The sequence below is a fragment of the Streptomyces sp. M92 genome, assembly GCF_028473745.1.
Lineage (GTDB): Bacteria > Actinomycetota > Actinomycetes > Streptomycetales > Streptomycetaceae > Streptomyces.
Genome location: NZ_CP101137.1, coordinates 5,699,245 through 5,724,805 on the forward strand (window position 1 = coordinate 5,699,245; position 25,561 = coordinate 5,724,805).

At 69.8% G+C, this 25,561-nt stretch carries 24 protein-coding genes and 10 pseudogenes; 18 read left to right on the forward strand and 16 right to left on the reverse strand.

The window, feature by feature from the left end:
* Positions 1 to 157: 157 nt before the first annotated feature.
* Positions 158 to 526, reverse strand: coding sequence for a hypothetical protein (locus tag M6G08_RS25785; protein WP_272589532.1), 369 nt, complete (start codon positions 524 to 526; stop codon positions 158 to 160).
* A gap of 184 nt (positions 527 to 710) precedes the next feature.
* Between M6G08_RS25785 and M6G08_RS36070 the strand changes: the two are divergent.
* The 3 genes and pseudogenes from M6G08_RS36070 to M6G08_RS25795 form a co-directional block, all read left to right on the forward strand.
* Positions 711 to 869, forward strand: a pseudogene (locus M6G08_RS36070) (IS110 family transposase); the annotation flags it as partial.
* A gap of 121 nt (positions 870 to 990) precedes the next feature.
* A complete protein-coding gene (locus M6G08_RS25790) occupies positions 991 to 1,125 on the forward strand; it encodes a hypothetical protein (RefSeq protein WP_272589533.1) in 135 nt (44 codons plus the stop codon).
* Positions 1,126 to 1,291: 166 nt separating this feature from the next.
* Positions 1,292 to 1,425: pseudogene (locus M6G08_RS25795) on the forward strand (MerR family transcriptional regulator); the annotation flags it as partial.
* A gap of 281 nt (positions 1,426 to 1,706) precedes the next feature.
* Here the strand turns inward: M6G08_RS25795 and M6G08_RS25800 are convergent.
* Positions 1,707 to 2,828 (reverse strand): serine hydrolase domain-containing protein, encoded by a 1,122-nt coding sequence (locus M6G08_RS25800; RefSeq protein ID WP_272589534.1) that lies wholly within the window; start codon positions 2,826 to 2,828, stop codon positions 1,707 to 1,709.
* Positions 2,829 to 2,958: 130 nt separating this feature from the next.
* Here M6G08_RS25800 and M6G08_RS25805 point away from each other — a divergent pair, with 130 nt between their 5' ends.
* On the forward strand, positions 2,959 to 3,591 hold the full coding sequence (locus M6G08_RS25805; RefSeq protein WP_272589535.1) for a TetR/AcrR family transcriptional regulator: 633 nt from the start codon (positions 2,959 to 2,961) through the stop codon (positions 3,589 to 3,591).
* A gap of 147 nt (positions 3,592 to 3,738) precedes the next feature.
* Here the strand turns inward: M6G08_RS25805 and M6G08_RS25810 are convergent, their stop codons facing one another.
* On the reverse strand, positions 3,739 to 4,149 hold the full coding sequence (locus M6G08_RS25810; RefSeq protein WP_272589536.1) for an Imm10 family immunity protein: 411 nt from the start codon (positions 4,147 to 4,149) through the stop codon (positions 3,739 to 3,741).
* Positions 4,150 to 4,592: 443 nt separating this feature from the next.
* Here M6G08_RS25810 and M6G08_RS25815 point away from each other — a divergent pair, with 443 nt between their 5' ends.
* On the forward strand, positions 4,593 to 6,488 hold the full coding sequence (locus tag M6G08_RS25815; RefSeq protein WP_272589537.1) for an SMI1/KNR4 family protein: 1,896 nt from the start codon (positions 4,593 to 4,595) through the stop codon (positions 6,486 to 6,488).
* Between the two features lie 152 nt (positions 6,489 to 6,640).
* Here M6G08_RS25815 and M6G08_RS25820 read toward each other — a convergent pair.
* A pseudogene (locus M6G08_RS25820) lies at positions 6,641 to 7,609 on the reverse strand (MFS transporter); the annotation flags it as partial.
* A gap of 335 nt (positions 7,610 to 7,944) precedes the next feature.
* Between M6G08_RS25820 and M6G08_RS25825 the strand changes: the two are divergent.
* The 3 genes from M6G08_RS25825 to M6G08_RS25835 all read left to right on the forward strand — a co-directional run bounded on the left by M6G08_RS25825 (position 7,945) and on the right by M6G08_RS25835 (position 10,124).
* Positions 7,945 to 8,634 carry a hypothetical protein gene (locus M6G08_RS25825; protein ID WP_272589538.1) on the forward strand — a complete coding sequence of 230 codons (690 nt, stop codon included), beginning with the start codon at positions 7,945 to 7,947 and terminating at the stop codon, positions 8,632 to 8,634.
* A gap of 90 nt (positions 8,635 to 8,724) precedes the next feature.
* Positions 8,725 to 9,258 (forward strand): SigE family RNA polymerase sigma factor, encoded by a 534-nt coding sequence (locus tag M6G08_RS25830; protein ID WP_272589539.1) that lies wholly within the window; start codon positions 8,725 to 8,727, stop codon positions 9,256 to 9,258.
* 167 nt (positions 9,259 to 9,425) lie between these two features.
* Positions 9,426 to 10,124: a hypothetical protein gene (locus tag M6G08_RS25835; protein ID WP_272589540.1), complete on the forward strand. Its 699-nt coding sequence runs from the start codon at positions 9,426 to 9,428 to the stop codon at positions 10,122 to 10,124.
* 482 nt (positions 10,125 to 10,606) lie between these two features.
* On the opposite strand, the pseudogene M6G08_RS25845 reads toward M6G08_RS25835, so the two are convergent.
* Positions 10,607 to 10,849, reverse strand: a pseudogene (locus M6G08_RS25845) (LysR family transcriptional regulator); the annotation flags it as partial.
* Here M6G08_RS25845 and M6G08_RS25850 point away from each other — a divergent pair.
* Positions 10,844 to 11,193: pseudogene (locus tag M6G08_RS25850) on the forward strand (fumarylacetoacetate hydrolase family protein); the annotation flags it as partial. The pseudogenes M6G08_RS25845 and M6G08_RS25850 sit on opposite strands and share 6 nt — an antisense overlap.
* Positions 11,194 to 11,250: 57 nt before the next feature.
* On the opposite strand, the gene M6G08_RS25855 reads toward M6G08_RS25850, so the two are convergent.
* Positions 11,251 to 11,724, reverse strand: coding sequence for a nuclear transport factor 2 family protein (locus M6G08_RS25855; protein WP_272589541.1), 474 nt, complete (start codon positions 11,722 to 11,724; stop codon positions 11,251 to 11,253).
* Between the two features lie 116 nt (positions 11,725 to 11,840).
* On the opposite strand from M6G08_RS25855, the gene M6G08_RS25860 reads away from it, so the two are divergent.
* Positions 11,841 to 12,431 carry a TetR/AcrR family transcriptional regulator gene (locus M6G08_RS25860; RefSeq protein WP_272589542.1) on the forward strand — a complete coding sequence of 197 codons (591 nt, stop codon included), beginning with the start codon at positions 11,841 to 11,843 and terminating at the stop codon, positions 12,429 to 12,431.
* Between the two features lie 135 nt (positions 12,432 to 12,566).
* On the opposite strand, the gene M6G08_RS25865 is transcribed toward M6G08_RS25860, so the two are convergent.
* Positions 12,567 to 13,340, reverse strand: coding sequence for a glycosyltransferase family 2 protein (locus M6G08_RS25865; RefSeq protein WP_272589543.1), 774 nt, complete (start codon positions 13,338 to 13,340; stop codon positions 12,567 to 12,569).
* A gap of 661 nt (positions 13,341 to 14,001) precedes the next feature.
* Between M6G08_RS25865 and M6G08_RS25870 the strand changes: the two genes are divergently transcribed.
* The 3 genes from M6G08_RS25870 to M6G08_RS25880 all read left to right on the forward strand — a co-directional run bounded on the left by M6G08_RS25870 (position 14,002) and on the right by M6G08_RS25880 (position 16,735).
* Positions 14,002 to 15,720, forward strand: coding sequence for a PP2C family protein-serine/threonine phosphatase (locus M6G08_RS25870; RefSeq protein WP_272589544.1), 1,719 nt, complete (start codon positions 14,002 to 14,004; stop codon positions 15,718 to 15,720).
* A gap of 19 nt (positions 15,721 to 15,739) precedes the next feature.
* The gene (locus M6G08_RS25875) at positions 15,740 to 15,895 is read left to right on the forward strand and encodes a hypothetical protein (protein ID WP_272589545.1); all 156 of its coding nucleotides are present in this window, start codon (positions 15,740 to 15,742) and stop codon (positions 15,893 to 15,895) included.
* A 132-nt stretch (positions 15,896 to 16,027) separates the two neighbouring features.
* A complete protein-coding gene (locus tag M6G08_RS25880) occupies positions 16,028 to 16,735 on the forward strand; it encodes a hypothetical protein (protein ID WP_272589546.1) in 708 nt (235 codons plus the stop codon).
* Positions 16,736 to 16,742: 7 nt separating this feature from the next.
* On the opposite strand, the gene M6G08_RS36075 is transcribed toward M6G08_RS25880, so the two are convergent.
* The 5 genes and pseudogenes from M6G08_RS36075 to M6G08_RS25905 all read right to left on the reverse strand — a co-directional run.
* Entirely contained in the window at positions 16,743 to 17,666 is a 924-nt protein-coding gene (locus tag M6G08_RS36075; protein ID WP_443048953.1) for a transposase, read from the reverse strand.
* 144 nt (positions 17,667 to 17,810) lie between these two features.
* Positions 17,811 to 18,581 (reverse strand): NAD(P)H-dependent oxidoreductase, encoded by a 771-nt coding sequence (locus M6G08_RS25895; protein ID WP_272589547.1) that lies wholly within the window; start codon positions 18,579 to 18,581, stop codon positions 17,811 to 17,813.
* A 121-nt stretch (positions 18,582 to 18,702) separates the two neighbouring features.
* A complete protein-coding gene (locus M6G08_RS36080) occupies positions 18,703 to 18,945 on the reverse strand; it encodes a DUF5302 domain-containing protein (RefSeq protein WP_443048955.1) in 243 nt (80 codons plus the stop codon).
* A complete protein-coding gene (locus M6G08_RS36085; protein WP_443048957.1) occupies positions 18,942 to 19,091 on the reverse strand; it encodes a hypothetical protein in 150 nt (49 codons plus the stop codon). Before M6G08_RS36085 ends, M6G08_RS36080 begins: the two co-directional genes overlap by 4 nt.
* A gap of 17 nt (positions 19,092 to 19,108) precedes the next feature.
* Positions 19,109 to 19,456, reverse strand: a pseudogene (locus M6G08_RS25905) (transposase); the annotation flags it as partial.
* A 238-nt stretch (positions 19,457 to 19,694) separates the two neighbouring features.
* Between M6G08_RS25905 and M6G08_RS25910 the strand changes: the two are divergent.
* Both M6G08_RS25910 and M6G08_RS25915 read left to right on the forward strand, forming a co-directional pair.
* Positions 19,695 to 19,925: pseudogene (locus M6G08_RS25910) on the forward strand (serine/threonine-protein phosphatase); the annotation flags it as partial.
* A gap of 239 nt (positions 19,926 to 20,164) precedes the next feature.
* A pseudogene (locus M6G08_RS25915) lies at positions 20,165 to 20,505 on the forward strand (ATP-binding protein); the annotation flags it as partial.
* Positions 20,506 to 20,543: 38 nt separating this feature from the next.
* On the opposite strand, the gene M6G08_RS25920 reads toward M6G08_RS25915, so the two are convergent.
* Positions 20,544 to 20,978 (reverse strand): DUF6228 family protein, encoded by a 435-nt coding sequence (locus M6G08_RS25920; protein WP_272589548.1) that lies wholly within the window; start codon positions 20,976 to 20,978, stop codon positions 20,544 to 20,546.
* Between the two features lie 935 nt (positions 20,979 to 21,913).
* Between M6G08_RS25920 and M6G08_RS35905 the strand changes: the two are divergent.
* A pseudogene (locus M6G08_RS35905) lies at positions 21,914 to 22,258 on the forward strand (cholesterol oxidase substrate-binding domain-containing protein); the annotation flags it as partial.
* 324 nt (positions 22,259 to 22,582) lie between these two features.
* On the opposite strand, the gene M6G08_RS25930 reads toward M6G08_RS35905, so the two are convergent.
* On the reverse strand, positions 22,583 to 23,266 hold the full coding sequence (locus tag M6G08_RS25930; protein WP_272589549.1) for a TetR/AcrR family transcriptional regulator: 684 nt from the start codon (positions 23,264 to 23,266) through the stop codon (positions 22,583 to 22,585).
* A gap of 94 nt (positions 23,267 to 23,360) precedes the next feature.
* Between M6G08_RS25930 and M6G08_RS25935 the strand changes: the two genes are divergently transcribed.
* The gene (locus tag M6G08_RS25935; RefSeq protein ID WP_272589550.1) at positions 23,361 to 24,086 is read left to right on the forward strand and encodes an NAD(P)-dependent oxidoreductase; all 726 of its coding nucleotides are present in this window, start codon (positions 23,361 to 23,363) and stop codon (positions 24,084 to 24,086) included.
* Between the two features lie 61 nt (positions 24,087 to 24,147).
* Here the strand turns inward: M6G08_RS25935 and M6G08_RS25940 are convergent, their stop codons facing one another.
* A complete protein-coding gene (locus M6G08_RS25940; protein WP_272589551.1) occupies positions 24,148 to 24,300 on the reverse strand; it encodes a hypothetical protein in 153 nt (50 codons plus the stop codon).
* Positions 24,301 to 24,553: 253 nt separating this feature from the next.
* On the opposite strand from M6G08_RS25940, the gene M6G08_RS25945 reads away from it, so the two are divergent.
* On the forward strand, positions 24,554 to 24,793 hold the full coding sequence (locus tag M6G08_RS25945) for a hypothetical protein (protein WP_272589552.1): 240 nt from the start codon (positions 24,554 to 24,556) through the stop codon (positions 24,791 to 24,793).
* Positions 24,794 to 24,999: 206 nt separating this feature from the next.
* Here the strand turns inward: M6G08_RS25945 and M6G08_RS25950 are convergent.
* A pseudogene (locus tag M6G08_RS25950) lies at positions 25,000 to 25,358 on the reverse strand (transposase); the annotation flags it as partial.
* Positions 25,359 to 25,561 lie beyond the last annotated feature (203 nt).

Here is a 25,561-nt window from a genome sequence, read left to right on the forward strand (position 1 = left end):
GTAACCGGTCATTGCGTCGACTTGGACGGCGACGGACCATGACGTAGACCGTGGGGCGGGGCGGGTTTGAGGGTACCCGCCCGCGGCCGCGGATCGTGCCCCTTCGCTCCGGCGTATGACGGGCCGAACGCGCCGGACGCGCCGCGCCGGACGGCTCTTACTCCTCGTGGCTGAGGGTTTGGAAGTTCCCATGCTCAGGATTGCCCACGCCGCGCCGCATCTTCGGATGCGCCTTCGAGCCGCCGAATTCCCATGGGTTGCCATCGCAGACGCTGGTCCACAGCTGCTTGGCTGCCTTGTCGTCGGGATACACGCCCCACTCGCCGGTGCCGCTGCACTCCGACACCTCGTCGCCGTCGTTGTCGTACTCGGCGAGGTTGGTCACGACAACGGTGCCATCGTCCTCGAAGCGCAGGGTCCCGGCATCGCCCCCGGCCCAGGTGCCCGCGATGTCGGCCCGAGCCAGTGTCTGCGGCTGCCACACGCACCCCGTGGCCAGCATCAACACCGCGACCGCGGAGACCACTCCACCCGATCGCATCGCAGCGACTCGCCCTCGTTCATCACGCATGACTCCCCTTGCGTACGTCACACCCTGGTCAACCCGCGGCCCAGATCGGCAAGCACTCACGCTGTCATGGAATTTGAACGGGTTCAACTCTGCTCGGTGTGCACTGACCGCCCCCGCTTCGCACCGCACGGGCCGAGGGGCGAAACGCCACATCACCGGTACTTCGCCCGGCTTCAAGACCCTCCTGGGCCTGCGCGCCGAGTACGGCGACACCGAGGATGCTCCGATCCCTGTAGCGATCAAAACCTCTCGCGTCCCACTCGTCGCGGTACTGCGGACCGGCAAGAGGCAGGTCTACGACCGGCCGCCACCCGGGAGCGATGCCGCCATGCCCGCCCTCTGTACCGGGCCACTCACCCGATCCGCCCCGCGTACGCCGCTTCACTCTCGCGTGCACCGAGGGCGCTGATGGCACGCCCGTGCGGTACGAGACCACCCGGCCCACCGGAACGACGAACACTCCGTGGATCGGCGGCCGCCAGCGCCTCTACGAGCTGACGGACGTACTCCTTGAGAACGGGACCTACGCGGCCGAGCCCCTCGACCACTGGTGACCAGCGAGTGCCGTCAGTACGGCTCCGGTCTCGACGGATCTCCCCGCCGTTGCGGGCCTGTCCGGGAACGGGGCACCCGCCGGGGGATCGGTGGTGGGTAGCTGCACATGCCGTAGCGGCATGTGGTGTCGTCGAGGGCACCACAGCACGAAAGGCCCTGTCTGCGATGTACCCTTCCGCCCTGCCTCCCCGCGAGGTCAAGATCGGCGATGCCGCCGCCTTCGCCGGGACCACCCCGCGCGCCATTCGTCACTACCACCAGATCGGACGCTGCCGGAGCCCGAGCGAGGCGGAGACGGACCCCACGCGTAGAAGTACATGCGTTCCAGGCCTCAGTTCCGGGCCTGCAGACCCGCCAGGTAGAGACAAACGGCGTGGTCGGCTGAGATCGACGACACCACAGCGGACGTGCTGCGAGCCCTGGCCGACGCGGCGGAGCTGCCGCTGGACGCCGACCTCGCGCAGGTCGCCGAGCCTGCTCCTCCATGTCGCCCATGCGGACGCGCAGCTCGTGGATGCCCCGCTGCACCACACCGCAGTCCCGCGAGAGGTCGGTCCCTACTGTCTGGCGCCGATGGACGCTACCCGCGCTTCCCGCAGTAGCCCTGCTGGAAGGCCTCCCAGAACTCCTCGTCGATCCCGTTGCCGGTGAACGAGTTCCAGTTGGTGTGGGCGACGAGTTGGCCGCGCCCGTCGCGGCTGTTGAGGACGTAGGTCAGGTAACCGGGTGCGCTGCCGCCGTGGCCGTACGCACGGCCGCAGCTGGTGGCGTAGACGTAGATGCCCAGGCCGTAGGCGACGGCGGGCGGGGCGCTGCCGGTTGTGGGGACCGTGTCGGTGAGCATCCGGCGAAGCATGTCTCGGGGCAGGAGACGTCCTTGCAGCAGGGCCCGGTAGAAGCGTGCGATGTCGGCCGCGGTCGAGACGACGGCGCCCGACGCGCCGGCCTCGGACGGGCTGAAGGCGGTGACGTCGAACCGGGTGGCGTCCGGCGCGTTCGGCAACAGGGGCGAGACGTCCGCGTAGCCGTGTACATGTGCTCCGTCGATGGTGGTCTGCGCCAGCGGGTACGAGGTGTCGCGCAGCCCGAGGGGAGCGAAGATACGGCGTTCGAGGTTGGTGCGGAGGTCGCGGTCGGTGATCCGTTCGACGATCAGATCGAGCAGCAGGTAGTTGGTGTTGGAGTACCGGAACCGGGTGCCCGGAACCGGGAAGTACCGGGGCTGGGCAAGACCGATGCCGATCAGCTGGTCGCGGGGCCAGTACTGGTCAAGCCCGCGAAAGTGGGGAAGCAGCCCTTCGACGTAGTCGTACAGCCCACTCGAGTGGTTGAGCAGCTGGCGGACAGTGACGGGCGCACCGGACAGTGCGTTGTCGGTGCGGAGCTGGTCGGGCAGCAGGCTCTGCACGGTGTCGTCGAGTCGCAACCGGCGCTCGGCCACGAGTTGCAGGACGACCGTCGCGGTGAAGGTCTTGGTGACGCTGCCGGTGCGGAACCTCAGGTCCGGGGTCATCGGGGTACCGGCGGAACGGTCCGCGACGCCGGCCGCGCCGAAGCGGTCGTCCGAGCCACGTCGGGCGAGCAGGAAGGCGCCCGGGTTGGGATTCTGGTCGGCCACCACCTGGTCGGCCAGGGCCTGGAGAGCTGGGTCACGGCGGCCGGCGACCGACTGTCCGTCACTGGCCTGGTCCGCGGTGGCCATACCGGGTGGCAGGAGAAGGGCGAGGCCAAGTAATAGGCCTAACAAGCGAGTTGAGCTTCGTCGGAACATCACAGGACCCCCTCCAGTAGCAATATAGACGTACGGTTATAGCACGCGATACCGTTCTCACGTGCCGAGAATTGCCGACCATGACGCCCGACACGGGCAGATCACCGACGCTGTCCAACGCCTGGTCGTGCGACACGGCCTCAACGCCGTGACCGTCGCCCGGACCGCCGCGGAAGCGGGCGTGTCCGTCGGCCTGGTGCAGCACTACTTCACAACGAAGGAGGAGATGCTGCTGGCCACGTTCGCCCGCGTCAACGGGCGCTTCACCGCACGAGTGGACGAGCTGGTGAACCGAGGCGATGCCGAGGGCCGCACCATCGCCGAGATGCTGCGGCAGGCGCTGGCCGAGCTCATGCCGCTGGACGACGCCCGCCGAGCCGAGTTCCTGGTACGTCTGGCCTTCGCAGGCCAGGCCGCGAACAACGCCCGCCTGGCCGCCGTCCAGAGAGAGACCCTCGTGGGCATCCGCTCACGCGTCTCCCAGGCCATCACAAACGGCACGGTGTGCGGCGAGGTCGCTCAGCGGATCGACGCGGCTGACCAGGCCCTACGGATCGTTGCGTTCACCGAAGGTCTCGCCCTGCACACGCACGTCGACCCCGACGGCACATCGAAACCGGCGGTCCTCGCCGCGCTGGACGACCAACTCGGCCGCGTATTCACCGGAACCTGCCGACACGCCCAGCTCGGCTAGCATCCGCAAGGCGGCACCCTGGGACACGACTCCAGCGTCAGGCCCCCGGCGCGCCTCCCGGGCCGCGTAGCGCCGACAGTCATCCAGTCCCGCGGATCGCTCCGATCGGCTTCAGGCAACTCCCCGTTCCCGGACCCGGTGACGGGCTCAGACGGCTACGCGAACGGGCGCGGCGTCGGCACGTCCGTAGGCGAGCACCTGGGCGAGGACTTCACGGAACTGGACGACGTCCTCGTCCGGTGCTTCGATGACGGCCTCAACCTCGCTGTCGCTCACCCGCAAGTCCTCCAGTGCCTCAGGGTCGAGCGAGACGCGGAGGACGTTGTCCGTCAGAACGGCTTCGCGCACGCAGCCATAGGCGGTCCCTTGCCCGGCCGTGACAAGGCAATGTGTGTCCATACCTGCGGCGACCTCCTGATCATCTGGATCGTCCTCGCCCGCCATGAACATCAAAGTGAATCCACTTCCGTCCGCTCCCTCGGCAAGAGCGGCTTCGGTGAAGCAGCCATCAGGATCGATCTCTGTTGTGGCAACACGAGCAGTGAATCTGTACGTCATAGCGGGGTTCTATCAGCGCGTTCGGCCGGCGCACGACACCGGGTGGCAGCGCCGATGCCCCTTCATCCGACGGCGCCTGCGTTGTGGGCTCCAGATCCCCCGGGGGAGATCGTGCACTTCCGGCTGGGGAATCCTCATGCGCGCCGAAGATGGCGACGATCCGGTAGTACGGTGCGTCTTCGGCGCGACCGAGGGCCCCGTCACGGGTCACCGCCGTGGCGTTGTCGATCTCGGCGAGCACTTCGGCCGGAGCCATCCGTCACCGGCGTCGCCGGTCCTGACCACGATGGTCCGCGCCGTTGGCTGATCGCGGCAAGGTGGGGGCTGGACGCTCCGTGCGCTACGTGCGGCTTCGGAGGCCGGGCGCGTCATCGCCGCACCCGCGGGCCGGGCGGCGCGGTCGCGGTGCCCGCGTTGTCGGTGCCAGATGGCACCATCCAGCCATGAGTAGCGAAGGATTCAACTGGCACGCTTTCCTCGGCCGGTGGGAGGAGGAGTGGGTTCCGCGCACAGAGGCCGGCCAGGACGACGGAGATGTGCAGGCCCATGTACGCCTGGGCGGACCTGGCGCGGACGAAGTGGCGATAGCCGCGGCCGAACGGCGACTGGGGCGGCGGCTGCCGCCCTCGTACCGGGCCTTTCTGGCCGCGAGTGACGGGTGGCACGTCGACCAGACGGCCGGGATCTACCGGCTCGGCGGAGTCTCGGACATCGACTGGTTCCAGGATCCGTACGACATGACCTCGCTCTACGAGGAGATGCTGGGCCCCGATCCGAGCAGGGAGGAGACCCTGCTGACCGGGATGTGGAAACGGGCGCTGCGGCTCGAGACGGAGTCCGACATGTCACACGCCTTGCTCGACCCTGGCGACACCGATCGGGACGGCGAGTGGGCGCTGTACGTCTACCGCGGCTGGGACGGTGAGCTGCCGGACCGTTACCCGTCGTTCCGCGCGTACATGGAGGCCATGTACCGCGGCTTCCACTCCGGCCGGGCGGACAGGCCCGGCTTCGTGAACGCCACCACGCGCGCTCAGGACGCCAACGTGGAGGAGGCCCGTCGGCTGGCCCTGCGTGGACGGTACGAGGATGCCCTGCCCCGGCTCGAGGAGGCGCTGTCCTTCGGACGGCCGCGAAGCGCGGTCCTGCTGCACCAGATCCGGCACCTCCTGGACCCGCGCGGCTCGTTCGGTTACGGCGGCCTGGCGGCGGACCCTCGCTACCTGTCGGAGGTCCTGCCCGTGGAGGCCATGAGTCCGGCGAGCGGCACATGGCGGCTGGGGGACGACCACTGGCTGGGGATGATGGCCGCCCGCGGGGTGGCCCGGGGGACCGCCGAGGCCGTACTGCGGGCGATGCGCGAGGGCACTCACCGCTACGCGCCTCCCGGCCCCTGGGGCGGAGCCGTCGCCGAGGCCAGGCAGCAGGCCTTGTGGGGCGCGGGCGACGCGGCGTGGCGGCTGCTGCGGGACGCGTTCCCTGCGTGGGAGGCGCCGGGCCCCCTGTTGATCGCCCCGATCGGGCTGCTGGCCGATCCGGTACTGGGTCCGCTGGTCACGCCCGAACGGGGGCGCGAGCTCCTCGGAACACCGCGAGCCGGGCAGACGGGGCCCGCTCCCGAGCCGGTGCCCGATCTCGACCCGCCGGGCCTCAGTTGGCTGACCGGCCTCGGTGCGGACCGGCGGCCGTTCGACGGCTACCGCTGTGTCTGGGCCGACGCGACCGACCCGACCCGCCTGCCGTCCCTGATCGGCGAGGACGGCGCCGAACTGAGCGCACCGGTGGAGCCGCGAACGGCTTCCTGGCGGGCGCCCAAGCCCCATGAACGCGAGGGTGTGGAGCTCTGGGAGGACCGGGCCGTCGTCGCCGTCGGCCGCACGGGCGAAGGGTGGGCCTTCGCATTCGACGGCCACTCCCGCCACCGCCTGGACGAACGGTTCGTGTCCCCCGCAGCGGCCGCGTCCCTCTCCGGCCGCGCGGTCGTGGTGTGGCGCGAGCCGACGCCCCCTTCTCCGCCCGACCGGCCGGCCGCGTTCCACCTTTCGGTGGCCGAACACGGCGAGGAACTTTACGCCTTCACCGTACGAGGCACGCAGATCCAGCGTTCCGGCGCGATACCGAAAGCCCTGGAACCCGCACACCTGTTCCGCCCAGCGGACACCGAGCTGGACGGCGAACTGCGCGTACTGGAGGCCCTGCACACTGAACTCGGCCTCTCCCTCCCCCGCTTCGCGCTGACCCGGGGCAGGCTCCGCACCTTCACCACCCGGTCATGGACGCGGGCACCACGCGCGGGCGAGGGCTACGTATACGTCAGCATCGGAGGGCATCCGGCCTGAGCGGGGTTCGGGAGACGGGTCCACCGGCGCCCGCGACGTCCGGGCCGTGTCCGTCTCACCGCATGTGCCGTAGCGACTCCTCCCTCACCGGAGCGGACAGGCGAGGCAGACCTGCCGCCCCTGTCGACCGTCCGAGGAAGGGTGCGCGTGGGTCACTGGAGCAGCTCGGCCTTGTGACGGGCCGCGATCACGCTGCGGAAGGGGAACGTCACTAGCAGCGCGATCGCGATGAGCAGTCCGCTGACCCACAGCGGTCCGAGCTCTCCCAGGGCGGTGTCGAGAGCGGTCGCTGCGATGAGCGGTCCGACCGCGGCGCCGATATTGAAAGCCGCGGTCGCGTAGGAACCGGCCATGGTGGGTGCTCCTGTCGCCTCGTACAGGACCCGCGTGATCAGGGTGCTGCCCAGTGCGAACCACAGCGCGCCTTGCAGGAACACCAGGAGGAGCAGGGCGGCCGGCTGCTCGGCCGTGACAGCCAGGGCGGGCCAGCCGAGGAGCAGCAGCGGGCCGCCGAGCATGACGACCAGGTCGGGACGGTGGTCGGACACTCGTCCGGCCACGGTGATACCGACGAAGGACCCCGGACCGAAGAGCACCGCAACGACCGATGCCCACAGATCGCTCAGACCGGCGGTGCCGGTCACGATCGGCGCGAGGAAGGTGAAACTCGCGAAGGTCGCCGCGTTCACCAGAGCACCGAGCAGCATCACGAGGGCCAGGCGTGGGCTCCTGAGCTGTGCGAACTCCGCTCGCAGCGCCGGCGCGGGCGACTCGGCTCCCCGCGCGGGGCCGGCCGGGATGCCCTTGAGGATGCCGATGGCCGCGGGCAGGCAGAGGGCGGCGACGGCCCAGAAAGTGGCCCGCCAGCCGAGCATGGTGCCGGTCAGGGCCACGGCGAGGAACCCCGCATTCGCAAGCGCCGCGACCACCCGGGTGGCGAACAGTACCGCGAAGTTCGTGGTGGTGGCGCCCAGGGCGTGCGCCGCCGCGCATACGAGGACGAACCCGAGGAGAGTGGACCGTGCGGGCCAGTTGCGGGCGAGCCCGGCCATCAGCGGTGCGCCGACGACCATGCCGATCGCGAAGGCCGACGTGAGTGTGCCCGACGTCCCGACCGTCACGTCGTCTGGGGGAAGTATCCACTCGCCGCAATACCCGCATCGACAGCCGACCGCCGAGACGGCACGACGGCCCGTCGTCAAGGGCACACTCGACAGCCCGGTGAAAACGCCGATGGCACTGACCACCACGGGGTTCCGACATGGCCGCATGGGCCAGGTGCCGGGCCGGAGGCTGATTCCTCGACGGCTGCTCGCCCGAGTGCGAGTGCGAGTGCGAGTGCGAGTGCGAGTGGCAGAGGATCTGCCGTCGCGTGCAACCCCCGGGCAGACAATGGGAGTAGGAGTGGGTGGAGAGGCGCCCTCCGGTCCAATCACCCACTTCCCGTAGGAGCAACGTGTCCAGCAGCTTCAAGAAGCTCGCGGTCGCCGTCGCAGCGGCCGCCATCGTGGTCAGTACACCGGTAGCCGGTGCCTGGGCTGCCGACGAGGTGTCTGGTGAGGTCTCCGGCAAGGGGCTGCAGACGCAGTCGGCCACCCAGAGTGAGCAGCACCCGGCTCGGCACGCGCAGGACGAGGATCAGCGGACGGTGGCCCGTACCGTGGGCTCCGGCAGCGTCGACGGCAAGGAGTGGTCGGTGACGCTGCAGTTCTATCCCACGGTTCCGGAGGACTTCCCCACCGCCGAGCGGACCTCCGGCCCCGGTGACTCCCGGCCCGAGAATCCCTCGTTGCTCTGTCAGCGGGTGTTCATCGGCGGGGTCCAGGTCGACCACCAGGCCGGGCCGTGGGCGGGCTGCTCCGTCGTGGACGGCCGGGACGACTTCGTCCAGGGCGCCGGGCTGCACGGCCTGACCGACAAGGGCACGGCCGGGACCCGGATCTTCGTCGGCAACCCTGCCTCGGGCACGGCCACGGCCCGGTTGACGCTCGACGACGGTACGGTCCGCACCGCTGAGGTGGTGACGCTGGCAGGGACCTCGTACCGTGCGTTCGCCCTGCCCATCGCCGAAGGGGAGACCATCGCGTCCGTCGACACCTTCGACGGACAGGGCAACCGGCTGACCCACGAGACGTACTGGGACTGACCCGTCTGCCCCGGTCCCCGGGTGCCGCCGGCATCCGGGGACCGGTCCGTACCGCCTGCCCGCCCACACACCCGCAGGGACAGACTCTTCGTGCACATCGGACCGGCCCTCGCTGCCGAAGACGATTTCACGGCCTTCGCCTCGGCCTACTGGAGCCGCCTGGTCAGGACCGCCTACATGCTGACCGGTGATTTCCATGAAGCGGAAGACCTGGTGCAAACGACGCTGATCAAGGTGTACGCGCGGTGGGGCCGGGTTCGGCGGGAGGACGCCGACGCCTATGTGCGGCGCGCCCTGGTGAACAACAACCGCAGCCGCCACCGCCGCAGACGGGTCGCCCATCTGCTCACCCCTCTGCTTCCGGACCGTCCGCAGCGGTCCGGTGAGGCCGAACGTCTGGAGGAGCGCGACGTGCTGATGGAGGCCCTGGCCGAACTGCCCGAACGGCAACGAGCCGTGGTCGTCCTCCGCTACTGGGAGGACCTCGGGGCGGACGAGGTGGCACGGACGCTGGGCTGCTCGCCCGGTACGGTCAAGAGCCAGGCTTCGCGTGCTCTGGCCAAGCTGCGGGCGCACCCAGCCCTGGCAGCGCACGGCCGCGCGGATCTCGGAGGCGCCGCATGACCGCCTCCCACACACCCGGCGGGCGATCAGCCGCCCCAAGGACCCCGGGCGCCTCGGGCGCTTCCGTGCCGGACGGGCTCGGCCCCCTGCACGCCGCCGATTCCGCACCGGACGTGCGACACGCGCTGGCCCGGGCGGCCGGGCGGACAGCGCCCGGACCAGCACCTGTGCAGGCCATCCTGGACGGTGCCCGTGCCCGGAGGGCGCGCCGCACCATCGTGTCCGCGGCGGCCGGGACGCTGGTGGCCGCGGTCACGGCGGCCGTCGTCCTGCCGCTGCTGACCGACCGGCCGCCGGACGACGGCCCGCCCCTCGCGGCCTCGTCCCCCTCCGTCTCACCGGCCCCCGACGCCTTGGGGGCCGGAGTACGCAGCCGGGTGATCCGCTCCGGCAACGTCGACGGCAAGGAGTGGTCGGTGACGCTGCAGTTCCATCCCACGGTTCCGGAGGACTTCCCCACCGCCGACCGAACCTCCGGCCCCGGTGACTCCCGGCCCGAGAATCCCTCGTTGCTCTGTCAGCGCGTGTTCATCGGCGGGGTCCAGGTCGACCACCAGGCCGGGCCGTGGGCGGGCTGCTCCGTCGTGGACGGCCGGGACGACTTCGTCCAGGGCGCCGGGCTGCACAGCCTGTCGGACAAGGGGGTGTCCGGGACCCGGATCTTCGTCGGCAACCCTGCCTCGGGCACGGCCACGGCCCGGTTGACGCTCGACGACGGTACGGTCCGCACCGCTGAGGTGGTGGCACTCCCGGGGACCTCGTACCGTGCGTTCGCCCTGCCCATCGCCGAAGGGGAGACCATCGCGTCCGTCGACACCTTCGACGGACAGGGCAACCGGCTGACCCACGAGACGTACTGGGACTGAAAGGTGAGGTCGGAAGGCGGGTCGTCCGCGTACCCCTCGGCGTGCACGCGCGTGTCGGCATGCATGTCCGGGGCCGCCGTGGGCCACCTGCGTCAGGCGGCCGGCCTCGATCCGGACAACCCACGGCCTGCGGGAGGCTCCGGGCCAACAACTCGACGTCTACCAGGCCGAGCCCGGCAGCCCCGACGCCCAGGCCCTCGACCTGCTCGGCTTCGTCCACGCCACATCGGGTCAAGCCGCCCCGTAGCCGGAAGAGCGCGCCGCGGTGTGCGGCGTCGCGGCGGCCGCGGGGAGTGTGGTCGAACGGCATCGTCGCGTACGACGAGGGCATCGGCGTCGGCTACCGCTTCCGCCTCGAGGACATGGCCCACGGCATCCGGCACAGGCACCGCCCCGTCGTGCCGCCCCGCGTCCTCGCGGTCCCGGATGAGTCCCATCCGTCCCGTGGATGACGTCCTCCGTTCACGCCCGGCGGGCCTCGCTCAACCCCCGGCCCCCTCGGCCATCCGTCTGCCGACGCGGGCGGCGGTCTCGCGCAGCCAGATGTGGGCCGCGTCGTGGGTGTGTACCGGGTACCACCACAACGCCTCCCGCAGGGGCACCGCCTCGTAGGGCGGCTCCACCACGCGTACGGCGGCGAGCGGGGAGAGGAGCCGGGCGAGGCGGGCCTGGATCAGGGCGATGCGCCGGGTTCCGCTGACCAGCAGCGGCATGATCTGGAAGCTGACGGCTTCCTGCGCCTGGCCCTGACCGCCGATGTCAACGGCGAGAAGGTCGGCGAGGACCTGCTGTCCCACATGAGCTGGACCTTCGAGGAGATGACCGCCCACGCCTCCCGCGGCACCCGCGTCGTACCGGGTGACGTCCTCGGCTCGGGCACCTGCGGCAACGGCGGCTGTCTGGCCGAGCTGTGGGGCCGCCACGGCGAGCAGACCCCGCCGCCGCTGATGCCGGCGACACCGTCACTCTGACCGTGGAGGGCATCGGCACCCTCACCAGCACCGTCGTCCCCGGTGTCGAGCCCGTCCGGCTCCCCGCCGGCCGGCGCCGGCTCCGGGAGCGGCCGTGAGCGACCTGTGCCCCGAGAACCGCAGGTCTGCCCCGCAGGACCGGACCGTCTGACACCTCAGAAGCCTAGGTCGCTCAGGCCGGGGTGGCTGTCAGGACGACGGCCCAGTGGCCAGAAGTACCTGCGGTCCGACGCGGCGATCGGCAGCGTGTTGATGGAGGCGTGACGGGTGCGCATCAGCCCATGCGCGTCGAACTCCCAGTTCTCGTTGCCGTAAGAGCGGTACCAGTTGCCGGCGTCGTCGCGGTGCTCGTAGGCGAAGCGCACCGCGATGCGGTCGTCGCCGTACGCCCACAGCTCCTTGATCAGTCGGTAGTCGAGTTCGGTGTTCCACTTGCGGGTCAGCAGCGCGACGATCGCTTCCCGACCCGTGGCGAACTCCGCACGGTTGCGCCAGCGTGAGTCCGCCGTGTAGCCCAGCGACACCCTCTGCGGATCACGGGAGTTCCACGCGTCCTCCGCGAGGCGGACCTTCGCGATCGCTGTCTCGCGTGTGAACGGCGGTGCCGGGGGACGTACGGTTTCCGTCATGGTCGCTCCTTGTTCTGGGCTCCCCGTGAGCACGGCGATCCCATCCCAGGTGAGAACGATCGTTCTCGCTTGTTCTGTAGACTAGAGAACGTTGGTTCTCGCGGCAAGGAGGAGACATGGCAGACCGCGAAGCGGCGCGGGAGCAGGCACTCGAGGCTGCCGAGGAGCTCTTCTACAGCCGGGGCATCCAGGCAGTGGGAATGGACGCGGTGCGCAACACCTCGGGCGTGTCACTCAAGCGCCTCTACCAGCTGTTCCCCTCCAAGGAGGCACTCGTGCTGCAGTTCCTGCAGCGGCGCGACGAACAGTGGCGGCGGGCCCTCGCCCGCCACGTCGACACACACACCGCCCCCGACGACCGGCTGCTCGCCGTGTTCGACTGGCTGCACGCATGGTTCTCCGAACCGGACTACCGCGGGTGCGCCTTCATCAACTCCTTCGGAGAGCTCGGCGGCGTCTCCTCCGAGGTCGCCGACCAGGCCCGCCACCACAAGCAGGCCTTCCGTGACTACCTCGCCGGCCTCGTCGCGGCCGCCGGCCTGCCCACGGACACGACCGACCAGCTCGCCCTTCTGGCCGAGGGCGCCATCACGACGGCCGCGATCACAGGAACGGCGGCGCCGGCCATACACGCACGAACGGCCGCGCGCCTGCTCCTGCAGGCCAACGCGCGACACGCCCGGGCCGACTCCGCCGGCCCCCGGTAGGACGGGCCCATCCGCACACCGTCCGCAGTTCGTCGACTCATCGTGCCGCCCACACCCATGCCCAGCGCCCTTCCCACTTCGGCAGGGCAGGCGTGAAACGGCCGCGCACCGGGCTCCCGGGCCGGCGCACGGGGTTCAGATGCGCGAGTTCCGCAGCGACTGCCACACGGCGCCGGTCAGCGCCCGCGTCGCCCGCGGGACCGACAGGTGCTCGTGCTCGCGGTACAGGGTCCAGTTGTACCGCACGAGCGACAGCTTGTTGGAGGACAGCGATCCGGCCTGGTGGGCCCTGTACACCGCGAGCGGCTCAGCCAGGCCTCGGGCATCAGCGCCGTCCCGCATGATCGACAGCCACAGGGCGTAGTCCTGGCGCTTGCGCATCTCCGGCATCAGCCTCGTGCCGAGAACGTTGCGGTCGTACATGGCGGTGAGTGCGCCGATGTGGTCCCGGACCAGCATGGCGCGGTAGTCCACGTGCTCCCGCGCACGGATCACCCGGCCGTTGGGGACCCAGTCGGTGCTGTCACCGTCGTGGTCGGCGTCCATCTTGAAGTACGAGGTGAACGTCAACGGCGCGCGGCCTTGGGCGGCGAAGGCGAGCTGCTTCTCGGTCTTCTCCGGCAGCCACATGTCGTCCGAGTCGAGGAAGGCGATGTAGTCCCCGCGGGCCCGCTCGATGGCGAGGTTGCGGGCCCGGCCCGCCCCTCCCCGCTCGGGCGCGGAACGGGGCAGGACGCGCTCGTCCTGGGCGGCGAACTCGCGCAGCAGGTCCATGGAACCGTCGGAGGACTGGTCGTCGGTGACCAGCAGCTCCAGGTCACTGTGGGTCTGTGTGAGTACCGACCGGACGGCCGCACCGAGGGTGGCCGCCGAGTTGTACACGGGCATCACGACAGACACCAAGGACACAGCGCTTCTCCTTCACCAGAACAGGAACGACGGTTCATTCAAGCACCGCTGCCGAGCGGGAGCTGACGTGCGGGCAGTCGTCGCTGGTCGGGGACGACCGGTCTCGACGTCACGGTGATCGCCGTGCGGGTCCGACTGCGGGTCGGCGTGCCCGACTCGGCGCATCCCACTGGCCCCGCTCCCGCCCAGCGAGGAACGACGGTTCCACGCGGGCCCGTTACCCGCGCACTGGCGGCCGTCAGCGACGCGGGTCCCGTCGTGGGGCGAGCGGGACCCGCGCGCGCTGCCCAACGCGTCGACCGCCAGGCCGTTACGCTGCCGAAAGAGCGAAGCCCCCAGACAGGAAGGATTGCCGGCGGCGTGACCCGGCAGCACGGTCTGTCGGCGCACCGGCTGGACCATGCGCGACACCCCGCACCGGTGACATCTCCGGCCGCCGCCCGCATCGGCACGAAGAGCACGCCCCGACATCGTGGTCGCGCACAACGGACAGGGACGCATCTCCGCGCGAGGTCCGGGAGGACACCCGGGCGCCGACCGGCGAGCCCGTTCGCACGGCGTAACCCCAGTGGCCGACCGCCGCCCCCGGGACGAGGCTGTTGGTTACTGCCCCCGCTGTGCGTCGCTGGAGGCCCGAGCCCTCATGGATCATCTTCCCCCGGTGCGCGACGCACGTGCCCGCCTGGAGCGGGAGGCGATCAGAGGGTTGCTGCAGGCCCAGCGGCGGCGCATCCGGTCCTACACACGGGACTACTACACCGACCACCAGGCCGCTCCGGACATACATCCCCCACCACGGATTCCGCCAGTGTCGCCGGCCCCGACGGGACAGGAGGTCCTCGACGCGCTCCCCGTGCCGGCCCTGTTGGTGACTCCCGTGCCCGGTGACGACGGCGAGATCGTCGACACCCTCCACACGACCCAGAACGCGGCGGCCGTCGCCTACGTGACCGAGCGGCTTCCCGAAAGCACGCTCTCACCGTGGTCGGGGCCCATGTCGCTGTATGCCCGGTTTCCCGCCCTGCGCCGGACGCCGATCGTCGGGATGATCAGCCGTGCGCACCACGACCGTGCGGTCCAGGGCCCCGAAGCCGTCGAGTGGGTGGTCGGCAGCCCTTCCGGGCCGGTACGGCTCATCACCGAAGTCCGTGTCAGCCCCTGCGGTGACCAGCTGCTGCTCAGCTGGGAACCCGGCCACCGCGGGCACATGGCCACCGCCGCCCAGCATCTGGTACGCACGTGCTGGGCGGAGTGGAACCTCGGGGACGACGGCGTCGAGCCTTCTCTGGGATTCCGCCAGGTCCTCGGGCTGGCGCACGGCACCCCACTGCCCACCCTGTCCGACCTCGCGGGCACCGTCACGGACGACAGTCTGCCCGGCCTCTACCAGATGCTGTACGACGTCATCCTTCGGAAGCGGACCGCGGACTGCACACTTCGCCTGGCCGGCAGGACCAACCGGATCACCCGCATGATCGCCGAGCCCGTACGGATCGCCCCCGGGATGCTGGTCTGGGGCGTCCGCGCCGTGCTCACCGACGTCACCGCCGAGCGTTGCCGCCGTGAGACGGCAGACCACGCCGAACGGGAAGCACGTCGTCAGCGCCAGCACGCCAAGACGCTCGGGGAGGTCGCGGAGGCCCTGCGGGAAGCGGTGCTGCCGCACTTCCACGACGAGCTGGCCGCCTACGGTCTCCAGGCCGCAGCCGTCTACCGGCCGGACGCGCGCGAGGCGGGAGTGGGCGGCGACTGGTACAAGGCTCGCAAACTGCCGGACGGCCGGCTCCTGGTCGCCCTCGGCGACGCCCGGGGCCACGGACTGTCCGCGGTCACCCTGATGGCGAAGCTGCGCTATGCCCTCGCCGGGCTCGCCTACACGGAGCGGCCGGTCGAGCAACTGACGTACTGGCTCAACGAGACCGCCTGCGCCGACGGCACCGAGTCCACCGCCACCGGCGTCATCGCCAGCTACCACCCCGAGCGGCAGTTGCTGCGCTGGGTATCTGCCGGACACCCCACCCCGGTGCTGGTCCGCGACGGGCGCGCCACATCCCTGCCCGCCCCGCCCGGCGGGCCGGGACTCCCCCTCGGTGTGCTGACCGGGGCGCCCTACACCGCCGACGAGACCCCGCTCCGGATCGGCGACATCGTCCTCATCTACTCGGACGGCCTCACCGAGCGCCGGGGCGGTGACCCGGACCTCGACACGCTGCGCTTCCTCGACGCCGCCGAGACCTCCTTGCGGACGGCGGCCCCGGGCCCGGCCAGGGAGGGGCTGCACGCCTACGCCGAGCACCTCGTCGCCCGCCTCGACGGCCCGCACCGTTCGGACGACGCCACCCTCCTGGCCCTGCGCAGGATCGCACCGCACGGCGGATAGCGCACCGCCCGCCATCGCGGTGTCGATCGCGGCGAAGCGCATCACCGTCGAGCACACGCTCGCCGACCACAAACGCTGGAAGCAGCTGACCCGCTGGACGCACCGGCGAGAGTCCCTGCCCGACACCCACCAGGCCATCGCCGGCCCCGTCTCCGGCCGCACCGCCAACGCGTGACCATGGCCCTGATCAGGCAAAACATGCCTCGACCACAATCACGCACCAGCTCGTAAGAACTTTTAACGGAATGACTCACGAGGCATCGTCGGCCCTGGGGCAGTGGGTACAGCCAGGTGCGAGGATGCTGTCGTGTTGGATGCGATCAACGCGGTGGACTGGGGTGCCATACCTGGCCATCCCGACTGGTATGAACCGGCTCGTGCCGCCCGAGGTCTGCGCGCGCTGGCGGATGCAGCAAACCTGGCGGAAGTGGCTGAGGCCAGCTCGTTGCTCCGCGACGGCGGAATCGGCCATGGCCACAGTGCCGCGGTGTTTCCGGCGGCCGCGGTCGCGACCCCTCTGCTCCTGGACATCGCGAGGCAGGGTCACCCGGCAGCACGGGACGCCGCGTTGGGGCTGGTCGATGAGGCCCTGTCGTCCTATCCCCACGGCGAGTACACGCGGGTGACGACGTCCTATGGCACAGCAGTCCCGATCTGCTGCACCATCGCCCACCAGTTGCGAGCTCGCTCAGCTCTCCTTGCTGAACTGGGCAAGCGGGGCAGGGCACTGCTTGCCGACGCGGCCGAGCACTGGCGTTTCGAGATCCGAGAGTGCGTCGCCGACAGCAATGACACGGCAGCCTTCGGGGCTCTGGCCGGCTGTTTCCCGAGCGGCATGCACGCGGCGGAACTACACGTCGGCGGCCAGATCGCTGTGTTGGACGAGGTTGCCCTCGAATACCCGCCCGCGAACGGCTCTGTTGAGGCGTGCCTGCGGGTGACGGGATGGCGTCCGGCCGACCTGCCGCCCAGCGCCGTCCTGTTCCCAGCAGAGTGCGGTGAACGCGTGCACTGACCAGCATCTACAGTTCACGGTCCATGCGGTACAGGGGCCGTCTGCTGTCGTGGGATGGCACGCCTCCAGTAGATGAGGGCGCATCCCAAGACGAGGAGTGCTTCGTGGATGTCGTCGTGTCGTTCCCAGCGGATGCGTAGGCAGCGGAAGCCGTGGAGCGAGGCGACCGTGCGCTCGACGACGTAGCGGAAGGTGCCCCAGGCCGGTGCCGTGGGCTGCCCCGCTTGGCGATCACGGGGCGGATGCCTCGTTGACGGAGCTCCCGACGGTAGGTGTCGTGGTCGTAGCCGCGGTCGGCCAGCGGAGCATCCGGACGTCGGCTGGGTCCACCCACCCGGCCGGCGATGGACGGGATCTTGTCGAGCAGCGACAGCAGTTGAGTGACGTCGTTGCGGTTGCCGCCGGTCAGTGACACCGCGAGTGGGGTGCCTTGTCCGTCGACGATGAGGTGGTGCTTGCTGCCCGGCCGTGCGCGGTCGACCGGGCTGGGCCCGCTTTTGGGCCCCGTCGGGCAGCCCGCACGTGGGAGGAGTCGATCACCGCCCGTTCCCAGTCCAGCTGGTTCTTCGACCGCGATCGCGCGGCGGGCAGGAACCTGGCAGCTCCAGCCGTGCCGCTTGAGCAGGGCGGCGACGCCCTGCACGGTGTGACTCTCGTGAAACCGGCGCCCGATCAGCGTGATGCGTGGCAGGGTCCAGATCTGGTCCGGCCAGCCGTGTGCCACCGGACCCTTGAGCAGCTCACCTTCCAGCACGGCGAACAGGTCGTCGCTCAGCGGCGGCAGCGACGTCGGCCCCTTCGAGGCCAGGACCCTCTGCCCGCCCTGCGACCAGGCTTTACGCCAGCGCTGCACTGACCGGGCGCTGACACGCAGGTCGTGCGCGATGACCGTGTTCTGGTCGCCGTACCAGAACAGCTCGGCCGCCTCCAACCGCGACCTTTCACGGCAGACCCGGTCAGGCCGCCACCCTGGGCATACCTCATCTACTCGGGATACCGCCGGGATCATGAGCCGTCAGCCCACCGAGACCACGCTTTGAAGGTCAGTAACCGGACCGCACGACGTCCTGCGCTTTCACCGCTCGTGGACCCCCAGGCCCTCACGGCCCGGCGCGAGGCCGGGGTTCAGGACGAGTTCCCCGTCGTACTCACCGCCTGCCTCGGGCCGGTAGGACAGCGGTACTTCGCCGGGCAGCGCGCTCAGCCGCTCCCGCAGGGCCGCGGACGTGCGGGCGTAGTCCGCCGCGTCGTGCCGGTCCGCGCCGTACGCCACGAACGGCTTGAGCGGCGCCATTCCCGTGTACCAGAACGTGCCGTGGAGCAGCGGGAACAACACCTCGTCCACGTGCCCGTGGATCCCGCGGGGCCCGAACCCGGACGACCGTGCCCCCACTGACGTGACGGCCAGGGCCCGCTTGCCGGCCAGACCGCCGTCCCCGTACCGGCGGGTGTGCCCGTCCGGTGCCTTCACGCCGAACCCGAGGCCCTGGACCAGGACCCGGTCGAACCAGCCCTTGAGAATCGCCGGAGGCCCGAACCACCACAGGGGGAACTGCAGGACCAGCACGTCCGCCCAGAGCAGCTTCTCGATCTCGGCTCGGATGTCGGCGCTCAACTCGCCTGCCGCGTACGCGCGTTCCTGCTCAGCGCCGACGAACAACCGCTCACCGCCGGGAGGCCTGCCGCCGAAGTCGTCGGCGTCGAGGACCGCCTTCCACTTCATGGCGTACAGATCCGACACCTGGTACGCGTGCCCGAGCTCGTCTAGGGCACCGAGCGCGTCGGACATCAGGGAGCCGTTGAGGGAGCGCTGCTCGGGGTGAGCGAGGACCCAGAGAATGTTCATGCGCCCAAGCATGTGCTTTCTCCCTGCGAAGCGTCAGTGGCCGGACAGCCACCAAGTGAAAGAATCTGGCCACCGGAGGGCAAAGGAACAAGGACCGTCCAAGTGCGCAGGCGGGCTGCGATCAGCCGTAATTGCGACGGAAGGTACGGTTCCGACCCCTGGGCCCGATGAAGTCCATGAGATTGAGGCCACCGTCCTCGCGGGCCTGACGAGAGCGGCCGGCGACTGCCTTGCGTTCCAGGGCCTCCTGGAACCTCCGCTTGGCATCCGCCTCGGCCCCAGCCCACGTCGCGGCGGGTGGCCGGACAGCGGTTCTTCGAGCCCGGCGGCCTGTCTGGCCCGGGCCGGGTCGGTTTCGGTTCACCGGCTGGAGACCCGGTCTTCGACACGCAGGCTTTCGAACCCTCTGCGGACGCGGGCGGGCGTCAGTTTGTTCGGCTCCGCCGGTTTCTCCCAGGCTCGTCGAAGACCGGTGGCCAGCGGGCGGGCGAGCTGGAGGGTCATGTCCATTCTCGTGGTGTAGGCGATCAGTCGTCTGACGCGGCGGGCAGGGCGGTCAGGGCATCGCGGTGGAGGGCGTCCATGCTCTCGTCGGAGAGGTAGCGGCGTCGGAAGGCGATCCATTCGCTGTGGAGTTCGGCGAGGACCGCGGTGGCCAGGCGGAGGATGGCGGCCGGGTTCGGGAAGACCTGGACGACGTCGGTGCGGCGTTTGGTCTCCCGGTTCAGCCGCTCCAGCGAGTTCGTTGACTGGATCTTCTTCCAGTGCTGGTGGGGAAAGTCCGCGAACGCGGTCAGGCCCTCCTTGGGGGCCAGCGGTATCTCTCTGACCTTCGGGAGCTGCCGGCCGAGCAGGCCTGCCACGGTGTCGAGCTGAGTGCTCCCACACCTCCGCCAGGGTGATCGCTGCCCACACCTCGCGCAGAAGGAGAAGCTGGTAGGCCTCCAGGGTGCGGAGGCTGGGCTGTCCTGTGACAGCGAAAATTGATCAGTGCCATCGAAGTCTGGGTGGCTCAGGTCACGTGCACCGTGGTCCCTGGGGTGGAGGCGGCTGTTGTGGCTGTGATGACCAGGGCGTCGGCGGGAAGAAGGTCCGTAACTTAGGGAGGCTGCAGTGAAGCGTGACCGGGTCGGGCTGGCCGAGGTACTGGCAGCAGCGGAGGATGCCGCGCCGGTGCGCTCCCTCGACGTCGTGGCGGACAGCCTGCGTGATCGGTTCGGTGCGCGTTATGCGTCGTTCCTGTTCGTCGACGTCGTCGGCCGGCGTTTGCTACGGGTCAATGACGAGGGGACGGCGCCACAGGAGGACGGCGCCGACGTTCGGCGAGCGCCTCCCATCGGGTCCACTATGTGCCGTTGGGCTGGCTGTGCTGGCACTGCCTGGTTCCGCGGCGCCAGTGCCCCTCCCGCCGCGATCTGCTGCCGCGCATCTTCCACGGATTGTTCGCCCACGACAGCGTGAGGTTCAACGGGCACGAGTGCGGCGTACTGCTGGAGTAGCTGACCTCGGAACCAGCACTCGCCGACAGCAAGCCGTGGACGGCCGATCCAAGTGAAGCAAGAAGGGCTAGCCTCTCTGCCTCAAACGAGCTGGTCGAAGCCTCCGACGAGAAGCAGCTGACCAAGACCATCGCCCGCTACTGCCGAGTCGACCTGCTCTGCATCGACGAGCTCGGCTACGCGGAACTCGACCGCCGCGGAGCTGAACCTCTCTTTCAGTTCCTGCCCGAACGCGAGGAGAAGAACAGCGTCGCCATCGTCTCCAACGAGTCTTTCAGCGGTTGGACCAAGACCTTTACCGACCCCCGTCTCTGCGCGGCCGTCGTCGACCGTCTCACCTTGGCGGCAACATCATTCAGACCGGCACCGACTCCTACCGTCTCGCCACCACCCGCGCCCGCGGTGAGCAGCAGGCCGTCGGCTGAACCGAACGCGGCAGTGCCTGCCGGGCGATGTGGGCGACCTACCCCTGACGCAGAAATCTCCGCAGGTCCGCAGCTACAGCCGTCATGCCTTCACCGGCTTCGATCACGGTCGTCACCGTGCACTTCCAGTCACCGGGAAAGAAGCCGGACCGAAGCGTCCAGTCCAGATACACATGACCACCCGAGCCGAAGGTCGCCGTCACGACCAGACGGTCGTTGATCCAAACCCGCTCCCTCCCCCAGCCACGGAAGTCGCGCGCGAGGCCGTCGAAGAACTCGCTCATGTCATCCCAGACGGTGACGGTCACATTCTCGAGCCGTGCACGCACACCATCAGCAACGGCCTCCACCGCGAAGATGGACTCGTACTCATCCGCACGCGACCAGTCGAACAAGCGGACAGAGGCCGCCAGCGCCCCCGACCCCCGCACGACGAGCTCAGCTTGCCCTGGCCCCCCCTCGATCAGACTCACCCGCCGAAGGATACGGACGCCGACACGTTGACGACATCACGATCCGGTGCCCAGGACCGTTGCTGATTCTCATCAGCCTTCGACGGCCCGGCGACAGCCATCTGTTCCCAACTCCCAATGCACCCACCACGTTGACCGCGATGACCAACCGCAAGCGCTGCACCTTCCTGCGGTAGACGACGAGTGACGATACGCCGAGGAAGAACAATGTCAGGAACGCCACGACCAACAACTTCAAGGTGCCCACGTCTGGAAACACAACGTCACCCTGTCCGCGCCCCACTGTCCAACGCGCACGGGACCGTCACCACCAACCCGGCCATCGTTTCCGGTCCCGGCACTAGCGTGCGGCGCGGCAGTCGCAGGCGGTGAGCGCCAGCTCGCGGACAGCGGCCTGTGCGCGGTCGGGGTCCAGGCCCTCGTCGATCGCTTCCAGTGCCGCGTCCGCCGATACCCGGACCGCGCTGGGGCGCGCCTCATGGGCGGCGATCGGTAGGCGACGGTGCGGCGGGCCTTCTGTTCGGCCTTGCTCACGCCGCCGGATGTGAGCGGGAAGACCGCGGCCTCGTACACGGAGATGCCCGCCGCACGTTCGGTGTCCGCCGTCCGGGGCAGCCCGGTACGGCGGACCCCGCAGCCGGAAGGGGCTCGCCACCGCGTCTTCCCGGCCGAGTACTTGGCGGCCTTCCACAGGACTTCACGTTTCTCCTCGAGCTCGCGGACCTTCTTCCACAGGGCCTCGTTCTCCGCTTCCAGCGGGGGCGGCGACTGGGCTGGTTCCTGCGTCCGCCGTTGCCGTGGACGGGGCGCTCCGGCAGCCCTTGCCCAGTCCCGCAGGGGGTCGGGGTTGATCCCCAGGTCGGCGGCGACCGAACTGATCGTCGCTTCGGACGGCGACTCGCACAGCGCGACCGCGTCCGCCCCACGGGTATGCCGTTCTCACTCGCCGCGCCGATCTGCAGTGGGTGGTCAGCCGGTTCGCCGCCCTCTGCCGCACGCTGCTCGCCGAGTGCGCGGCAGGGGGCGAGTACCCGGTCAACGGCCAGGTGGGGATCCGCGTGACCGGCCTGGAAGACCCGTCCGTGTGGAGTGGTCGAAGGGCTGGGCCCGCACCGAGACAGCCGCGTGGTCCGACCCGGACGTCCTCACACGGGCTGGCCCCGAAGCAAGCCCTGCGCGCCGGAGGCGGTCCGGGCTGGGACGAGGCGGTCGCGATCCCGCACCGGCTCGATCCGTACCACGTGGTCTCCACCCCCTTCCTCGACGCGCTGCCGCGCTGAAACGGGCAGGCGGGGGCAGCCCGGTGTGAACACCGGGCGCGAGAGGGACCTCACCTCGCGTCTTCGGGGCTCGGCTGGTGGCACTCGCGGGTGCTGAGCCCTGTCCGGTCTCGGCCCGGTGCTGTGGGAATTCGCGTGATCGCCTCGGTACTGGCGATCGTCGCGAGCGTGACACGGCTCATTGAACCGGGCCCCGCCTGACCGGCCGTGCGGTCACGGCACGCCGGCCCCGCGGCAGGACTCCGGCGCGTGACGATTCCGCGGCGCGGAGTCTCTTGCGAACCACCTCACGAAGGGCCTGCTCAGCCGCTGCCGAGAGAGACGTCAAGCGCTCGCGGTCTCGTCCGGGTGGAGGGCGTCGAGGACGAGAGTGAGGCCGAAGGTGAACTCGTCGGCGTAGTCGTAGCCGGGCCGGAGAACGTGCTCGGCAGCCAGTTCGGTGAGGTGGGGGTAGGTGTCGGCTGGCATGTTGCGCAAGATGGCGGCAGCGGCCTCGTACTGTTCCGCCGCGCCGGTGAACGGCAGGCTCAGCTCCTGCAGCACGAAGCCGTAGAGGTAGCTGTCGATCAGCGAGATGGCGTGTGCGGCCATGGAGACGGAGAAGCCCGCGGCGCGCAACGCCCCGATGACGGCGTCGTGGTGGCGCAGGGTCGCAGGGCCGGGCTGGGCGCGTGAGTCCATCAGACCGATGGCCCACGGATGACGTCGGAGGACGGCACGGGCGGAAACAGCCCGGTGGCGCATGGCGCTCCTCCACTCCGTGTCGCGCGGCGGCAGGTCGATCTCACTGAAGACCACGTCCACCATGCCGTCGAGGATGTCCTTTCTGCCCTTCACGTGGTGATAGAGCGACATCGCCTCGACTCCCAGAGGTTCGGCGACGGCCCGCATGGTGAGTGCGGCCGCCCCCTTTTCGTCGGCCACCGCCACCGCCGTACGAATCACGCGCTCGCGACTGAGCGGGACGCGCGCCGACGTCGCGCGCCGGCTCTTGCCTCCCTCGCGCATCCGGCCCTCCCCTTCCGTTCCCTTGACCGTCTTATGGTGTAAGGCTACCTTGCCTTACAAGGTAAGGCTGAGGGGTCGGCGAAGGGAACGCGGCATGAGCACGGATCACGTGAAGAAGGTCTGCGTCGTCGGGGCCTCGGGGAAGCTCGGGCAGTACATGGTCGGGCACGCGTTGGAGCGCGGCTATGAGGTGGTCGGCGTGTGCCGGGAGCGCAGCGTGCCGAAACTGGCCGCTTTCGAGGGCCGGATGACCGTGGTTCCCGGGCCCACCAACGACCCGGAGGTGATCCGGCGCGCGGTCGTCGGATGCGACGGGGTGCTGACGGTGCTGGTGCCCTGGGGCGTGCAGCAGTACGCGTCGGGCACGGCGCAGGCGGTGCTCGACCACGCACGGCCGGGCGCGCGTCTCGTCTTCTCCTGTGGGTGGCACATCACGCGCGACGGCAAGGACAAGTACTCGCGGATGTTCACCGCAGGCGTTCGGGTCGCAGCCGTGCTCGGCAAGCTCTTCCGGGCCGTCGAGATCGACGACCAAGTGGAGGCTTGCCGCCGGGTGTTCGCCAGCGACACCCGGTGGACCGTGGTGCGCGGCAGCAGCCTGGAAGAAGGCGAAAGCCAAGGTCTGCCCGTGTGGAGCCGGCATGTGGGAGACCCGGTACTGGCCAGCGACCTGACGCGCCGGGTGGACTTCGCGAAGTTCATGGTGGAAGCCCTCACCGACGACACGCTCGTCCAGGAGGCCCCGGCCATCGTCGGCTGCCGTACGTCCAGTGCCCTCGCCCACGCCGGCGCTCCCCACAACGGTGCTCAGTCGTCATGACACACGCACCCGTAACGGGAGGAGGCAAGGAAGTGAGGACGGTCTAGTCGGGTGAAGTGGTTCATGGCGGTGTTCCCGTCAGGGTGTGTGTGATGTGGTCGTTGATGCGGGGCAGCCGGTCGGGCCGCGCATTGTCGAGGAGGTGGTCGCCGTGCGGGACGGACAGGTAGGTGCCGTGCGGCGCCAGACGGGCCGGCGACTCGCCGTTCGTCACGCGGGTACGACGTCCCGACCACCGTCCACTACGAGCAGCGGGGCCGCGCTGCAGCCGTCTCCGGTGCGCAGTAAGGACAGCCCCCAGTCGGCTTCTCCAAGCGCATAGTCGAACACGTTCAGAGAGTTTGGCAAGGTGGCTTCCCGCAGCCCCTTCCTGTCGGTTGACCGACGCGGGCTGGGGGCGGGAGGGGCTGATGGCCGGTAGAAGCAGGCTGCGTGCGTGGGTAGCAGCCCTTGGCAGCTTGATGGTCATGCTGACCGTTCTGACTGCATGTGCGGGTCCCTACCAGTACTACGAGGCAACAGGGCTCCACAACGCCACAGCGGCCGAAGTCGCCGGGAGCTGGGAGAACGTCGAGGGGACCCGCGTGGTGCTCCGCGAAGACGGGTCGGCCCTTCTCGAAAAACTCGACGGGCAGGACTTCGACTTCGAGGACGGCTGGAGTCTCTCCGGTGCGGGAACCTGGCAACTGACCGACGACGACGGCTGACAGGCCGTCCGGCTCGCACTGACGACCCGGACCCGCGCCGAGAGACGCTTCCGCGTGACTGCGGCCGGCCCCTCGGCTCCGGAGCCCCGTCGACGTACTCGTGGCCTTTCTTCGTGGACCGCGACGAGCACGATGGGCTGGTGCTGTTCTTCATGTACGGCGATCCGGACGTCGGGAACATCTACGTGATGACGCGCGAGACAGAGTCATAGCCATTCGTTGATCGCTGCGACCAGCACGGTCGCCTCGAAACGGACGGGGAGCTTGTCGTACCGCGTGGTGACAGCCCGGTTCCTCTTGAGGCGGCTGAATCCGCGCTCAACGGCATGGCGCTGCCGGTAGTCGACCAGATCGAAGCGCGGCGGTCGGCCGCCGCGGGAGCCGAGCTTCCGGCGGTTGCGCGCCTGGTCGGTCTTGTCCGGGATGGCGCAGCGGATCCCGCGACGGCGGGGTAGGCCCGGTTCCTGCGGGAGATGTATGCCTTGTCGGCCCGCACGCGGTCGGGGCGGACGCGAGGCCGGCCCAACCGCGTGCGGGGCACGCGGACCTTCTCCAGCACGGGTTCGCAGCACGTCGCGCAGGCCGGTGGCCGCCAGCACCCGGCGCGCCGTCAGCGGGCAGCCATCGGCCATTGTGACGGCGAAGCGCAGGTCACCGTCGGCCGTGGGTGCGGCGGGTTCGGCTGCGGCCACCTCCCCGAGGACGACCTGACCGCCGTACTCGCGTGCCTGTTCGCGTCCGCGCCTGAGGATCTCGATCAGCGGGGCG

What these genes read in the sequence shown, in the direction of transcription:
- M6G08_RS25860 (WP_272589542.1), top strand. Translation starts at nt 11,841, where the DNA reads ATGGCAGACCGCGAAGCGGCGCGGGAGCAGGCACTCGAGGCTGCCGAG.
- M6G08_RS25945 (WP_272589552.1), top strand. Translation starts at nt 24,554, where the DNA reads ATGCTGACCGTTCTGACTGCATGTGCGGGTCCCTACCAGTACTACGAG.
- M6G08_RS25810 (WP_272589536.1), bottom strand. Translation starts at nt 4,149, where the DNA reads ATGACGTACAGATTCACTGCTCGTGTTGCCACAACAGAGATCGATCCT.
- M6G08_RS36085 (WP_443048957.1), bottom strand. Translation starts at nt 19,091, where the DNA reads ATGGACATGACCCTCCAGCTCGCCCGCCCGCTGGCCACCGGTCTTCGA.
- M6G08_RS25930 (WP_272589549.1), bottom strand. Translation starts at nt 23,266, where the DNA reads ATGCGCGAGGGAGGCAAGAGCCGGCGCGCGACGTCGGCGCGCGTCCCG.
- M6G08_RS25895 (WP_272589547.1), bottom strand. Translation starts at nt 18,581, where the DNA reads ATGAACATTCTCTGGGTCCTCGCTCACCCCGAGCAGCGCTCCCTCAAC.
- M6G08_RS25800 (WP_272589534.1), bottom strand. Translation starts at nt 2,828, where the DNA reads ATGGCCACCGCGGACCAGGCCAGTGACGGACAGTCGGTCGCCGGCCGC.
- M6G08_RS25855 (WP_272589541.1), bottom strand. Translation starts at nt 11,724, where the DNA reads ATGACGGAAACCGTACGTCCCCCGGCACCGCCGTTCACACGCGAGACA.
- M6G08_RS25815 (WP_272589537.1), top strand. Translation starts at nt 4,593, where the DNA reads ATGAGTAGCGAAGGATTCAACTGGCACGCTTTCCTCGGCCGGTGGGAG.
- M6G08_RS25935 (WP_272589550.1), top strand. Translation starts at nt 23,361, where the DNA reads ATGAGCACGGATCACGTGAAGAAGGTCTGCGTCGTCGGGGCCTCGGGG.